Below are 13,795 nucleotides of genomic sequence, written 5' to 3' on the forward strand. Positions count from 1 at the left end.
CCCCCCCGAGGGGGGGGCGACGCCAGCGGACCGGCGGAGCCGGATCCGCGGCGTCCGCTGGGTGGGCCTTGTGCGTGCGTCGGGCGGAGCCCGGCCGTGGCGTCAGCTTGACGCGGCCGGCCGGGCCGCTTTTCTTTGTTCGCGGGTCAGACCAGTGCTGTGTCTGCGCTCTGGTGGGGCAGGCGGTCGGCGGGCTGGGGGCGGCCGAGCAGGAAGCCTTGCAGGACGTCGCAGCCGTGGGCGGCCAGGGCCTGGCGCTGGGCTTCGGTCTCGACGCCTTCGGCCGTGACGTGCATGCCCAGGGCGTGGGCCATCGAGACGACCGAGCCGACGATGACGCCGACCTTGGCGTCGTCGGCCAGGCTGTGGGTGAACTCGCGGTCGAGCTTGACGCGGTCCAGCGGGAAGCGCCACAGGTGCGCCAGGCTGGAATAGCCGGTGCCGAAGTCGTCCATCGCGATGCTCACGCCCAGGCCGCGCAGCTCGCGCAGCGCGCGCAGCACGGGCTCGGTGCGCGCCATCAGCAGCGACTCGGTGATCTCCAGCTCCAGCCGCTCGGGCGCCAGGCCCGAGTCGCGCAGCGCCTCGGCGACGACCTCGGCGATGCCGCCGTCGCGGCGGAACTGCGCCGGACTCAGGTTGACGGCCACCGACAGCGGTGCCGGCCAGCGTGCGGCTTCGCGGCAGGCCGCGCGCAGCACCCAGGCGCCGAGATCCTCGATCAGCCCGGTCTGCTCGGCCAGCGGAATGAAGCTCGCCGGCGGCACCCAGCCGCGCTCGGCGTGCGGCCAGCGCGCCAGCGCCTCGTAGCCGACGATGCGGCCGCTGGCGGCATCCATCAGCGGCTGGAAGTGCAGCACCAGCGCGTCGGCGGCGAGCGCGTCGCGCAGCTCGGCGCCCAGGCGTCGGCGGCGCTGCAGCTCGTCGTCCAGCCGCGCGTCGTAGAAGCGGAAGGTGCCGCGCCCGTCGGCCTTGGCGCGTGCCAGCGCCAGGTCGGCCTGCTGCAGCAGCCGGTCGGCCTCGCGGCTGTCGACGCCGTGCAGCGCGATGCCGATGCTCGCGCCGATCTCGCAGCGCCGGCCGCCGACGTCGTAGGGCTGGCGCAGCGCCTCGACGATGCGCTGGGCCAGCGTCGCCAGCGCCTCGGCGTCGCCGGTGTCGGCGAGCACCGCGAACTCGTCGCTGCCCAGGCGTGCGACGAGGTCGCCGCTGCGCACCGTGGCGCGCAGCCGCGCGGCCACCTGGCGCAGCAGCGAGTCGCCGGCACCGCGGCCCAGCCACTCGTTGAATTCGCGGAAGCGGTCCAGGTCCATGCACAGCACGGCGCTGTGGCCGGCGCGGCGGGCGGCGGCGCGGCGCAGCGCGGCGACGAAGCTCTCGCGGTTGAGCGCGCCGGTCAGCGGGTCGTGCTGGTCGAGGTAGTCGATGCGCGCGCGGGCGCTGCGTTCGGCGCGTGCGTAGGCGCGCCACAGCAGCAGGCCGGCCAGGCCCACGCCCAGCAGCCCGGCGAAGGTGGCGCTGGCGGCGCGCACGGCCGAGCGGGTCGTCACCGCGGCGCTCTCGTCGAGGTCGACGCGGACCTGGGCCACGCCCAGCAGCACGCCGTCGCCCTGCACCGGCAGCCAGACGTCGGCATGCACGGCCGAGCGCGTGTCGGGCTGGCGCTGGAGCTCGACGACGTGGGTGCTGCGGCCGGTCACCAGGTCGAGCACACGGGCCGTGGCCAGCGCCGCCGGCGCCGCCGGCAGGCCCTCGGAGGCCAGCGTGACGCGGCCGTCGGGGGCGTGCAGGCGGAAGGCGTAGACGGCGGTCGTGCCGCGCAGGCCGGCCAGCGGCAGCAGCGCACGCGGCGCCGGCGCCGGCCCGAACAGGCTGGCCGGCTGCGGCACGACGCGGCCGACCTGCAGCGCCCAGCCGCGCGCGGTGCGCAGCGCCTCCTCCTCGAGGTGGCGTTCGGCGACCTCGTGCAGCCGCAGCGCCACGAGCACGATCGCCGCCAGGATCACCGCGCCCCAGATCACCAGGGCCCGGGCGAGCGAGAAGCGGACGCCGGCCGGGCGCTGCGGCGTCAGCATGCGGCGTAGCCGGACACGACACCCGCCGGTGCGCAGATGCGGGCCCGGCCCAGCGGCGACAGCGAGACCTGCAGCCGCTCGCCGCGCGAGGACTCGAACACCGCCGGCCGGGGCTGGGCCTGGGCCTCGCCGTCGGCTTCCAGCCGCGCCGGCGCGGCGTCCAGCAGCCGGATGCCGCGGTGGTCGGCGGCCCGCTCGGTCTTGAGCTGGCAGCCGCGCTCGCTGCCGCAGCCGCAGCCGCTGTCGGTGGCGATGGCCCAGCACCAGTCGGCGCCGGCGTGCACGTCCAGGTGCAGCGGCTGGCCGCGGCGCGCGGCCTCGAAACGGGCTTCGCCGAGGTCGGCGGCCAGCGTCTCGGCGGCCATGCGCAGGCGGGCGCGCTCGGCGGCGCTGCCGAAGGACGGCACGGCCAGCGAGGCGAGCAGCGCCACGATCGCCAGCGCGATCATCGCTTCGAGCAGCGTGAGGCCGAGGGCGGGGCGCTTCATCGGTTCCAGCAGCGGCGGGTCGGGCCCTGGCGGGCAAAGCCGCTGTCCACGGCCAGCGTCAGCGCCGGGCAGTCGTGATCGCCGGCCTGCGGGCCGCCGGCCACCGGCGTGGCGCTGGCGAGGTAGCGGCCGTCGGCCTCGCGCTCGAGCGCCAGCGCGTAGTGGCCGGCCTCGCTGACGCCGGGCAGGCGCAGCGCCGCGACGTCGTCGGCGTAACGGCCGTGGCGGTCGCGGTAGCCCTCCTGCGCGGCCTGCAGCCGCGTCAGCGCCTGCACCGCGTCGGCGCGGCGCGTCTTCACCAGGCTGCCCTGCCAGCTCGGCACCGCCAGGCCGGCGACGATGGCCGTCACGGCGCAGGCGGACATCACGTCGACGAGGCTGAAGCCGCGCGCGCGGCGGCCGGTGGCGGGCGGGTTCACAGCGACATCAGCCGGCGGCGGCGCTGCGAGAGGTCGATCCAGCGCTGCAGCAGGCGTTCTCCGCCGGCCGGCAGCGACAGCCATTCGCAGCCCAGGCGCAGGCCCTGGCCGTCGGCGGGCAGGGCGGTGACGTGGCGCAGCGACAGCTTGGTGACGAAGCGGGTCTCGAGATCGAGCTCGATCTGCACGCCGGCCAGCTCGATGCCCGGCGGCATCGGCGGGACGTCGTGCGGCAGCAGCAGCGCGCAGCCGCCGGCGCTGATGTCGATCAGGCGCAGCGCCAGCGACATCTCGGGGATGGCCGGATGGCGCAGCCGTGCCGTGGGCGCCTGGCGGCCGTGCGGCCGCACGCGGTAGGCGCCGCGGCGCTGGAAGCGGTAGAGCGCGCGCGGCATCTGGGCCTGCAGCGCGCAGGCGCGCGGGCCGCGCACCAGCAGCAGGCCCTGCAGCTCGAACTGCAGCTTGACGCTGTCGAGATAGGCCACGGCCGTCGCCTCGTCGGCGTCGACCAGCGCCTGCAGCCCCGGCAGGCCTTCGTCGGCGCTGAACGACAGCCGCCCCGAGGCCGCGTCCACCGACCACAGCGTGGTCGTCAGCCCGATGCCGTCGGGCGCGTTCAGGTGCACCGTGGCGCTGCTCTCGCAGATCTGGCGCAGCAGCGCCTGCAGCTCGCGCGGGTGATCGACGCGGAACTCGGCCCAGCGGTCGATCGTGCCGCCGGCGTCCAGGTCGGCGGGGCGGGTGTCCTCGAACATGGCCATGGCTCTTTCGTGAACGGCGAACGCCGCCCGAGGGCGGCGTCGGCCGGACGGCTAGTGCAGGGTTTTCTGGCGCCCTGCCAGCGTGTCGTCGAGATCCTGCAGCCAGGGCTCGGCGAGGTGCCGGATCTCGGCGTCGTTGATCAGGATGCGCTGCATGATGCGCGACTTGGCCTTGGCCGCCTCGGCGTCCAGGCTGGCCTCGCGTGCGGCGTGCTTGAGCTGGCTGATCAGCAGCACGCAGGCGCCCTCGAGCTTGACGACCTCGTCCCAGTTGCCGGCCTTGGCCGCCGACAGCATGTCGGCGCTGGCCTGCTCGATGGCCTCGTAGTACTTCAGGAGGTCGGTGTTCATCGCGGGTCCTCGTGGTGGCGCCGGTTCAGCCTCGTCCGGGCTGGCCGCCGACCTTGTCGCCGATGGCGTTCCAGGCGTCCTGCAGCGGCTGCATCAGGCGCTGGCATTCGTCGAGCACGGCTTCGTCGTTGCGCAGGTTGGCGTGGGTCAGGCGCAGCTCGATGTAGCCGTACAGCGCGTGCAGATCCTTGGCCAGCTGGCCGCCGGACTCGAGGTCCAGGCAGGCGCGCAGGCCTTCGTCGACGATGGACAGCGCATGCTTGATCGCGCGGTTCTTGCGCTCGATCTCGCCGGCGCGCATCGCGCCGCGGGCCTGGGCGATCGCGTCCTGGAAACCCTGGTACAGCAGCGCGACGAGCTGGTGCGGCGAGGCCGTGCTGATCGCCGTCTCGGCGCCGACACGGTGGTAGGCGTGGGCGAACTGCTGCGGGCGGGCGAACGCGGAGGCGGAGGCGAACATGGTGGGGATGTGCGTCGATTCAGCGGAAAGTGATGGATTTATCGGCGTGGGCTGGCGGGACTTGAGCCGGAAACGGCGGTCCTGACCCGGCTTTTCCGGCGACCGCCGGCGCCGGCATCGCCCCCTGAAAGGACATCGGCCCCAGGCCCCGCGGTCGCGGGCGCCTGGGGCCGTGGCGCGGGTGCGGCGGCGGCGGCCGCTCAGCTGCTCGACTTGTTCAGCGCGGCGAGCTGCTGCGTGACGTAGCTCGACAGCCCCGACAGCGTCGTCATGCTGGTGTCCAGCGCCTGGTACTGGCGGCGCAGGCGCGCCTCGGCCAGGGCCAGCCGGACCTCGAACGCGTCCTGGCTCTTCTCGTTCTGCTTGATCTGCGACTGGATGCCGGAGGTGCGCGTCGTCAGCAGCCCCTCGCTGCCGAGCACCGCGTTGCCCAGGTCGCGGAAGCGGTCCATGAAACCGGAGCCGGCGGTGGTGTCGGCGTCCTCGGCGAAGACCTTGCGCAGTTCCTCGCGCTGGCTCGTCAGCGCGTTCTTCAGCTTGGTGCTGTCGACCGAGAGCTGGCCGTTGGCGCCCATCGAGATGCCGACGTCGGACAGGCGGCCGTAGACCGACGACGCGCTGCTGCCTTCGTTGATGACGTTGCGCAGCTGGGACTGCAGCGACACCGTCGTGCGGTCGCCCTGCAGCGTGCCGCCCTTCTTGGTGTCGGCGTCGTACTTGGTCTGCTCGGCGATGTAGCTGGCGAGCTGGTTGAAGGCCTTCACGAAGGTGTCGACGGCCTTGGTCACGGCCTCGTCGTCGGCGTTGACCTTCACCTCGACGGCGCTCGTCGTGGTCTTGTTCAGCGTCAGCGTCAGCCCTTCGGCGACGTTCTCGAGCTTGTTGCTCGCCGAGGTGACCTGGATGCCGTTGATCGTCGCCACGGCGTCGGCGGCGGTCTGGGTGCGCGTCATCGCGCTGGCGCCGACGGCGCTGAAGCCCAGCGTCGACAGGCCGGTCGTGGTGCTGCCGTCGTCGGCGGTCTCGGTCGCGGTGACGCGGAACGCGCTCTCGGCGCCGGTGCTCGCCGAGCGCAGCGCCAGGCGCGCGCCCTGCGAGTCGGTGACGATGGTCGCGGTGACGCCGGCGCCGGCGGCGTTGATCTTGTCGCGGATCTTCTCGAGCGTGTTGTCCTCTTCGCCGATGGTCACCGTGACCTCGCTCTTGGCGGAGAAGCCGGTCGGCGTCGGTTCGCCGGTCCAGCTGCCGAGCTCGATCTTCAGCGTGCCGGTGCCGACGACGGTGTCCGACGCCGCGAAGCGCTGGCTCGCGACGGTCTGCGTGCTGGCGAGCTGCTGCACCCCGATGGCGTAGCTGCCGGCCACGGCCCCGCCGGCGGAGCTGACGCCGACGGCGGCGCTGTCGCTGCTCGTCGCCGCGGTCTGCTTCCACAGCAGCACCGACGACAGCGCGTTGGCCGCGTCGCGCATCTCCGAGGTGTAGCTCGTGAGCTTGCCGACCGCCGACAGCCGGGTGTTGAGCGTCGAGTTCGCCTGCTGCAGCAGGTTCAGCGGCCGCTTCTCGACCGACATCAGCTGCGTGACCACCGCCTCGACGTTGATGCCGCTGCCCAGGCCGGTGGAGGAAATGGTCGCCATGTCGATTCCTTGGAGTCTCGTCTCGCCTTCGGCGCGCACGCGCCGAACTTGAGCCTGCGCTGCGCCGTTTCGCGCAAGGCGTCACGCCGCGCCGTGGCTGACGGCCCCGGAGCGGCGTGGAAGGAAGGCTTGCCGGTGGTCCCGGCGAAGGGGGGTCGCGTCAGCGCTGCAGCAGGCTCAGCACCTGCTGGGGCAGCTGGTTGGCCTGCGCGACCATCGCGTTGCCGGCCTGCTGCAGGATCTGCGCGCGGCTCATGTTGGCCGTTTCGGCAGCGAAGTCGGCATCCATGATGCGGCTGCGCGCGGCCGACTGGTTCTCGACGCTGATCTGCAGGTTGGAGATCACGGCCTCGAAGCGGTTCTGGGTCGCACCCCACATCGCGCGTTCGTTGTTGACCGTGTTGAGCGCCTTGTCGATGTTGTCGATGACGGTCTTCAGGTCGGCGGCGCTGGTCAGCGCGCCGGAGGTGCCGATCACCGAGCTGGTGGTCGTCACCGCGCCGAGGTCGGCGTTGGCGCTGAAGGCGGCGGCGATCCTGACGGTGACGACGTCGTCGTCGGTCGTGTTCGGGCCGACCTGGAACGACATGTCCGTGGTCTGGCCGAAGACCGGCTTCTCGTTGAAGGTGGTGCCGCCGAGCACACGCTTGACCTCGGTCTGCAGCTCGAAGAATTCCTTCTGCAGCGAGTCCTGGTCCTTGGCCGTGTTGGTCGAGTTGCGCGACTGCACGGCGAGTTCGCGCATGCGCTGCAGCGAGTCGCCGATCTTGGCCAGCGCACCTTCGGCCACCTGGGCGTAGGAGATGCCGTCGTTGGCGTTGCGGATCGCGACGTTCATGCCGCGCACCTGGGCGTTCATCCGTTCGGCGATCGCCAGGCCGGCCGCATCGTCCTTCGCGGAGTTCACGCGCAGACCCGACGACAGGCGCGCCATCGACGTCGCCAGCGAGCCCTGGGAGGCGCTGAGGCTGCGCTGGGCGTTCAGCGAGGCCAGGTTGGTGTTGATGGTCTGAGGCATGTGCGGCTCTCCTTCGATGGCTGCATTGTCCGGAGGGCCGCGGGCGGCAAAAGCGCGAAAAGGGCAGGAAAGACGCGCCAAAAGAAAAGCCGCGCCCGGGTGGGCGCGGCTTGCGGGGCGGTGTCCGGGGCGCGCCGCTTCGACGCGCGCCGGGCCCGGGCTGCGATCAGCGCAGCAGGCTCAGGACCTGCTGGGGCAGCTGGTTGGCCTGCGCGACCATCGCGTTGCCGGCCTGCTGCAGGATCTGCGCGCGGCTCATGTTGGCCGTCTCCGAGGCGAAGTCGGCATCCATGATGCGGCTGCGGGCGGCCGACTGGTTCTCGATGCTGACCTGCAGGTTCGAGATCACGGCCTCGAAGCGGTTCTGCGTCGCACCCCACATCGAGCGCTCGTTGTTGACCGTGTTGATCGCCTTGTCGATGTTGTCGATGACGGTCTTCAGGTCCGCGGCGCTCGTGACCGAGCCGCTGGTGCCGATGATGGCGGCGGTGGAGGTCACCGCGCCGATGTCGGCGTTGGCGCTGAAGGCGGCGGCCTGCTTGACCGTCACCACGTCGTCACCGCTGGTGTTGGCGCCGACCTGGAAGGTCAGGTCCGAGGTCTGGCCGAAGATCTTCTGCTCGTTGAAGGTGGTGCCGCCGAGCACGCGCTTGACTTCGTTCTGCAGCTCCAGGAATTCCTTCTGCAGGGAGTCCTGGTCCTTGGCCGTGTTGGTGGCGTTGCGCGACTGCACCGCCAGTTCACGCATGCGCTGCAGCGAGTCGCCGACCTTGGCCAGCGCGCCTTCGGCGGTCTGCGCCCAGGAGATGCCGTCGTTGGCATTGCGCACGGCGACGTTCATGCCCTTGATCTGGGCGTTCATGCGCTCGGCGATGGCGAGGCCGGCGGCGTCGTCCTTCGCGGAGTTGACGCGCAGACCGGACGACAGCCGGGCCATCGAGGTGGCCAGCGACGACTGCGAGGTGGTCAGGTTGCGCTGCGCGTTCAGCGAGGCAATGTTGGTGTTGATGGTGGCAGGCATTGAGGGCTCCTAAGACTGTCGGCGACCCGGGCGCACGGCGGAAACTCTCCGCTCGCGCAAGCCGCCTCGGGCGTCACGTGTTGCACTGACCTCATCCGGCTCGCGCCTTCGAGGCCACCGCCCGACGCCAGTCCCCTTCTCGTGGCCTTCCTTGCGGGAGGCGTCGATCGGGCTTCTGGCCGGACCACGGATTCGTTGTCGGACCCGTTGGGGGTGTTATCGAAGCGCCGCGGAAAAACTTTAGCGAGTCGTTGCGAAACCCTTCGCCGCCGCCGCCGCCGGCGCCGCGCACCGCGAGTGCCGTCGCGGCCCGCGCCCTCGTGCGAGATGGCCCGGGAAGGCGGCGCTTATCCGTCGACGGTGCCCACGCGCGTCTGCCTACAGTGCAGCCGGGGTCGCGGTGTGCGCGGCCTGCCCGCGCTTGGAGTCCGACAGACCATGAAAAATGCCACAGCTGGTTCAGATCACCGTGCCCGCACGCACTGGCAGGCCGGTGCCGCCGCCGTGAAGGTCGGGCGCTGGCAGCGTGCGGCGGAGGAGTTCGAGCGCGCCGCCCGGCTGGCGCCCGGCGACGCGCTGTACTGGCTCAACCTGGGCCGCGCCCGGCTGCAGCTCGGCCAGAACGACGCCGCGATCCAGGCCTTCAACGCGGTCACGAAGAGCACCCGCGGCTACGACACCATCACCGCGCTGACCGCCGCCCAGTGCCTGTCCGCGCTGCACCGCTATGCCGATGCCGCGGCCTGCCTGGACGCGGCGCCGGCCGGCGTCGTGCGCGACCACGCCTATCACTCGACGCACGGCTACGCGCTGTTCCGCGCCGGGCGCCACCACGAGGCCATCGAGGCCTACTTCCGCGCGCTGTCGCTCAAGATGGATGCGGCGCTCGAGCACTACCGCATGGGCCTGGCGTTCAAGGCGCTGCGCATGCCGGAGCAGGCCGCGGAGTGCATGCGCACCGCCGCCGTGCTCGACGAAGGCGCGGTGCGCGCGCTGGCGCTGACGATCCTGACGCACGAGAGCGGCAACGCCTGCGAGTGGAGCCGCCGCGCCGACGAGACCGCGCAGCTGCGCGAAGCGCTCAACCGCATCGGCCTGGACACGCCGCAGCTGCTGTCGGTGTTCCCGCTGCTGGCGCTGGACTGCAGCCCGCAGGAGCAGCTGCACGCCGCCCGCCTGTGCTCGGCCACCTACGCGCGCGGCGTTGCGCCGCTGCCGCGGCGGCGCGTGCGCACCGAGGGCCGCCTGCGCGTCGGCTACCTGACGGCCGACATCTGCTCGCACGCCACTGCCGTGCTGATGGCCGAGTTCTTCGAGCGCTGCGACCGCGAGCGCTTCGAGGTGCTGGTCTACTCCCACAGCCCGGACGACCAGTCGGCGCTGCGCGCGCGGGTCATCGCGGCCTGCGACCGCTTCGTCGACGTCAACAGCATGACCGACCAGCAGATCGCCCAGCGCATGCACGCCGACGGCGTGGACATCGCGGTCGACCTCAAGGGCCACACCGCGGACACGCGCTACGCCGTCCTCGCGCACCGCCCGGCGCCGGTGCAGGTGGCCTTCCTGGGCTACCCCGGCACCACCGGGGCGGACTTCATCGACTACGTCATCGGCGACCCCGTCGTGACGCCGCTCGAGCACGCGCCGCACTTCAGCGAGAAGATCGCGCAGCTGCCGTGGTCCTACCAGCCCAACGACCGCAACCGCGTCCTGCCGCCGTGCCCGTCGCGCCGCGAGGAAGGGCTGCCCGAGGGCGCCACGGTGTTCTGCTGCTTCAACCAGAGCTACAAGCTCAACCCCGCGATGCTCGACCTGTGGGCGCGCATCCTGGCGCAGGTGCCCGACAGCGTGCTGTGGCTGCTGGAGTGGAACGGGCAGGCGCCGCGCAACCTGCTCGCCGAGCTGGCGGCGCGCGGCATCGCGCGCGAGCGCGTGGTCTTCGGCAAGCGCGTGTCGATCGAAGACCACCTCGCGCGGCTGCAGTGTGCCGACCTGTTCCTCGACACCTGGCCCTGCAACGCCCACACCACCGCCAGCGAGGCGCTGTGGGCCGGCGTGCCGGTGCTGACCGTGCCGGGGCAGACCTTCGCGTCGCGCGTGGCGGCGAGCCTGCTGCACGCCTGCGAGCTCGACGAGCTCGTCTGCGGCGACGGCGACGCCTACGTGGACCTGGCCGTCGGCCTGGCCCGCGACCGCTCGCGGCTGCAGGCGCTGCAGCGCCACCTGCGCGAGCGGCGGCTGACGCTGCCGCTGTTCGACACCGCGCGCTACGCCGCCGACTTCGACGCGCTGCTGCTGCGCATGGCCGAGCGCGAGCGCCAGGGCCTGCCGCCGCAGGCGCTGCCCGCGACGGCCCCCGAGGGCCGGCGCTGAACGGCGCCGCGTGCCCGGCTTCGTCTTCCCCCGTCTGTCGACCTCCGAACGGCCCCCGATCCGGCCTGAAAGGCGCCCATGAGCCTGCCTCCCAAGATTCACCTGAGCATCTGCCAGCCGCTGGGCTACGTGCACTCGCTGGGCCTGCTCGATCCGGCGCGCTACTTCCGCTGGCAGTTCCGCCGCCTCGGCGCCGAGGTCAGCATCGCCAAGAACCGGCTGCGCCACGACGCGGTGAACTTCGTCTTCGGTGCGCACCTGGGCTTCGACGCCTCGCTGTGCCGCCGCCATGCCTGCGTGTTCGTCAACCTCGAGCAGCTCGGCGACCGCGGCGCCTCGGTGCGCCCGGAGTACCTGAAGCTGCTCGCCGCCAACGCCGTCGTCGACTACGACGCCGACAACGTCGCCGCCTACGCGCAGGTTCCCGACGAGGTGCCGGTGGTGCCGTTCTGGCACGCGCCCTATCTCGCGCCGGCGGTGCCGCTGCCGCTCGAGGAGCGGCCGATCGACCTGCTGTTCTTCGGCAGCATGAACGACCGCCGCAAGGCGATGATCGACCGCATCGAGGCCCTGGGCTGGACGGTGACGGTGTTCGACAGCGCGCTCTACGGCGAGGAGCGCGACCACTACATCCGCCAGGCCAAGGCGGTGCTGAACTGCCACTTCTACGACAGCGCCCGCTTCGAGCAGGTCCGCGTCGCCCACTGCCTGTCGCTGGGCACGCCGGTGATCTCCGAACGCACCCCGGACACCCGGCCCGACGAGGCCTTCGAGGACTGCGTGATCTGGCTGCAGGACGAGAACGAGCTCGTCCAGTTCTTCAGCGAGGACTTCGCGACGCCGGCCTACTACGACGTCACGCGCGCGGCGCTGCAGCGTTTCGAGGCGGCCGATCCGCTGGGCGCCTACGCCGCCGCGCTGGGTTTCGCCGAGGGTTTCGTCGGCACCCACCACGAGTGCCGCCCGGCCGAGCCCTGGGCGCCGGAGCGCATCCACATCGGCTCCGGCAAGGACTACCGGCCCGGCTGGCTCAACGTCGACGTGCTCGCGCGGGCCGAGCCCGACCTGCTGCTGGACCTGTCCGGCGCGCTGGAGCTGCCGCTGCACGCCGACTCGCCCACCGTCGGGCCGCTGGTGCTGGCCGCCGACAGCGTCGATCGCATCGACGCGAACAACGTGCTCGAGCACGTCGGCGACCTGCCGGCGCTGATGAGCAACTGCCTGCGCCTGCTGAAGGAGGGCGGCGAGTTCCACATCGAGGTGCCGCACGAGCGCGCCCTGACCGCCTGGCAGGACCCGACGCACGTGCGCGCGATGAACGAGAACTCGTGGATCTACTACACCGACTGGTTCTGGTATCTGGGCTGGGTCGACCACCGCTTCGAGGTCGCCGCGTCGAGCTGGCTGGACGCCAAGGTCCAGCCCTGCCAGCGCGAGCAGGCGGCGTTCATGCGCGTGGTGCTGCGCAAGATCCGGACGACGCCGCGCGAGCGCATGGTCGCGCTGACGATGGCCGCCGGGGTGCACCTGCCGGACGACGAGCCGGTCGCGCCCGCAGCGGCCGGCGAAGGTCCCGCGTCGTCGTGAGCCCCGCGGGGCGGCGCTCGCGCCGCCCCGGTCGCCGTGCCGGGCTCAGGCCGCCGCGTCGAGCTCGGTGCAGGCGCGGCGCAGCACGGCGATGACCTCGCGGGTCTGCGCCAGATCCTGCGTCGGCCCGATCGGCAGGCTCAGCACCTGCGCGTGCAGGGCCTCGGAACGCGGGAAGCGCCCGGCCGCCAGCCCCAGGTGGGCGTAGGCCGGCTGCAGGTGCGGCGCCACCGGGTAGTGGATCATCGTGCCGATGCCCGCAGCGGCCAGCCGCGCCGCCAGCGCGTCGCGCCGCGCATGGCGCACGACGAACAGATGCCAGACCGGCTCGGTCCCGGCCGCCGCGGCGGGCAGCTCCAGGCCGGGGAGTCCGCGCAGCCCGTCCAGGTAGCAGCCGGCGATCTCGCGGCGGTGCGCGTTGTCGCCGTCGAGCAGCGGCAGCTTGGCCCGCAGGAAGGCGGCCTGGAGCTCGTCGAGCCTCGAGTTGAAGCCGGCGACCTCGTTGTGGTACTTGAGCCGCGAGCCGTAGTTGCGCAGCGTGCGCAGCCGGTCCGCCAGCGCGTCGTCGTCGGTCGTCACGGCCCCGCCGTCGCCCAGCGCCCCGAGGTTCTTGCCGGGGTAGAAGCTGAACCCCGCGGCGTCGCCCAGCGTGCCGACCCGGCGGCCTTGCCGCCGCGCGCCGTGGGCCTGGGCCGCGTCCTCGAGCACCTTCAGTCCGTGCGCCTTCGCGATCGCCATGATCGGGTCCATGTCGGCGGGTTCGCCGTACAGGTGCACCGGGAGGATGGCGCGGGTCCGGGCGGTGATGGCCGGGCGCAGCAGCGCCGGGTCGAGGTTGTAGCCGCCGGCCGTCGGCTCGACGGGGACCGGCGTCGCGCCGGTGTGCGTCACGGCCAGCCAGGTCGCGATGTAGGTGTTGGCCGGCACGATCACCTCGTCGCCGGGGCCGATGCCCCAGGCGCGCAGCACCAGGATCAGCGCGTCCAGGCCGTTGCCGACGCCGACGCAGTGGCGCGCGCCGCACAGCGCGGCGAACTCCCGCTCGAAGGATTCGACTTCCTGCCCGAGCACGTACCAGCCCGAGTCCAGCACCCGGTCCAGCGCGTCGTGGAACGCCTGCCGCTGGCGCAGGTTGATCGTGCCGAGGTCGAGGAACTTGGTCATGACGTGCGCTGGCGCCGGACCGCGTCCAGGAACTGTTGGTAGTCGCGGTAGTAGTCGGCCTCGTTGTACGGCGTCGAGGCCAGCACCAGGCAGACCGAACCGGGGTCGAAGTTGATCTCCGACGCCCAGATCATCGGCGGGATGTGCAGGCCGATCCAGGGCCGGTTGAGGTGGACCACCTGCTTGGACACGCCGTCGTCGAGCGAGACGTCGAAACTCCCGGACAGGCAGATCAGGAACTGGTGCAGCTCCTTGTGCGCGTGCGCCCCGCGGTCCTCGCCGGTGGGGATGTCGTAGAGGTAGAAGACACGCTTGATCTCGAACGGGACGTGGCTCTGGCCCTCGATGAAGGTCAGGTTGCCGCGCGGGTCCTGGACCTTCGGCAGCGAGATCAGCTTGCAGTCAGATAGAGGCATGGGTCCTCCCGGTGGGGCGACGACG

Annotated in this window: 13 protein-coding genes; 2 read left to right on the forward strand and 11 right to left on the reverse strand. The window is 72.2% G+C overall.

Annotated elements, in window-relative coordinates:
* Window positions 1–146: 146 nt before the first annotated feature.
* The 9 genes from G5B56_RS18980 to G5B56_RS19020 form a co-directional block, all read right to left on the reverse strand.
* A complete protein-coding gene (locus G5B56_RS18980) occupies window positions 147–2,075 on the reverse strand; it encodes a bifunctional diguanylate cyclase/phosphodiesterase (protein ID WP_029718835.1) in 1,929 nt (642 codons plus the stop codon).
* Window positions 2,069–2,563: a GspH/FimT family pseudopilin gene (locus G5B56_RS18985; protein ID WP_009857941.1), complete on the reverse strand. Its 495-nt coding sequence runs from the start codon at window positions 2,561–2,563 to the stop codon at window positions 2,069–2,071. Before G5B56_RS18985 ends, G5B56_RS18980 begins: the two co-directional genes overlap by 7 nt.
* Window positions 2,560–2,982, reverse strand: a complete 423-nt coding sequence (locus G5B56_RS18990) for a type IV pilin protein (protein WP_164964242.1) — start codon at window positions 2,980–2,982, stop codon at window positions 2,560–2,562. Before G5B56_RS18990 ends, G5B56_RS18985 begins: the two co-directional genes overlap by 4 nt.
* Complete coding sequence (locus G5B56_RS18995) at window positions 2,979–3,737, reverse strand: flagellar brake protein (protein WP_029718834.1); 759 nt, start codon at window positions 3,735–3,737, stop codon at window positions 2,979–2,981. Before G5B56_RS18995 ends, G5B56_RS18990 begins: the two co-directional genes overlap by 4 nt.
* A 57-nt stretch (window positions 3,738–3,794) precedes the next feature.
* Window positions 3,795–4,094: a flagellar protein FliT gene (locus G5B56_RS19000; RefSeq protein ID WP_009857944.1), complete on the reverse strand. Its 300-nt coding sequence runs from the start codon at window positions 4,092–4,094 to the stop codon at window positions 3,795–3,797.
* Between the two features lie 25 nt (window positions 4,095–4,119).
* Window positions 4,120–4,554 (reverse strand): flagellar export chaperone FliS, encoded by a 435-nt coding sequence (gene fliS / locus G5B56_RS19005; RefSeq protein ID WP_009857945.1) that lies wholly within the window; start codon window positions 4,552–4,554, stop codon window positions 4,120–4,122.
* 200 nt (window positions 4,555–4,754) lie between these two features.
* Complete coding sequence (gene fliD, locus G5B56_RS19010; RefSeq protein WP_009857946.1) at window positions 4,755–6,191, reverse strand: flagellar filament capping protein FliD; 1,437 nt, start codon at window positions 6,189–6,191, stop codon at window positions 4,755–4,757.
* A gap of 160 nt (window positions 6,192–6,351) precedes the next feature.
* Window positions 6,352–7,209 (reverse strand): flagellin, encoded by an 858-nt coding sequence (locus G5B56_RS19015; protein ID WP_009857947.1) that lies wholly within the window; start codon window positions 7,207–7,209, stop codon window positions 6,352–6,354.
* A gap of 166 nt (window positions 7,210–7,375) precedes the next feature.
* A complete protein-coding gene (locus G5B56_RS19020; RefSeq protein WP_009857948.1) occupies window positions 7,376–8,230 on the reverse strand; it encodes a flagellin in 855 nt (284 codons plus the stop codon).
* A 438-nt stretch (window positions 8,231–8,668) separates the two neighbouring features.
* On the opposite strand from G5B56_RS19020, the gene G5B56_RS19025 reads away from it, so the two are divergent.
* Window positions 8,669–10,603, forward strand: coding sequence for a glycosyltransferase family 41 protein (locus G5B56_RS19025; protein ID WP_164964243.1), 1,935 nt, complete (start codon window positions 8,669–8,671; stop codon window positions 10,601–10,603).
* A gap of 78 nt (window positions 10,604–10,681) precedes the next feature.
* On the forward strand, window positions 10,682–12,190 hold the full coding sequence (locus tag G5B56_RS19030; RefSeq protein WP_164964244.1) for a hypothetical protein: 1,509 nt from the start codon (window positions 10,682–10,684) through the stop codon (window positions 12,188–12,190).
* A gap of 45 nt (window positions 12,191–12,235) precedes the next feature.
* Here the strand turns inward: G5B56_RS19030 and G5B56_RS19035 are convergent, their stop codons facing one another.
* The gene (locus G5B56_RS19035) at window positions 12,236–13,354 is read right to left on the reverse strand and encodes a DegT/DnrJ/EryC1/StrS aminotransferase family protein (RefSeq protein WP_009857951.1); all 1,119 of its coding nucleotides are present in this window, start codon (window positions 13,352–13,354) and stop codon (window positions 12,236–12,238) included.
* A complete protein-coding gene (locus tag G5B56_RS19040; RefSeq protein WP_009857952.1) occupies window positions 13,351–13,770 on the reverse strand; it encodes an FdtA/QdtA family cupin domain-containing protein in 420 nt (139 codons plus the stop codon). The genes G5B56_RS19035 and G5B56_RS19040 overlap by 4 nt, the downstream gene beginning before the upstream one ends.
* Window positions 13,771–13,795: the final 25 nt, after the last annotated feature.

Origin of the sequence: Rubrivivax sp. JA1026, assembly GCF_011065555.1 — a bacterium.
Classification (GTDB): Bacteria; Pseudomonadota; Gammaproteobacteria; order Burkholderiales; family Burkholderiaceae_C; genus Rubrivivax; species Rubrivivax benzoatilyticus.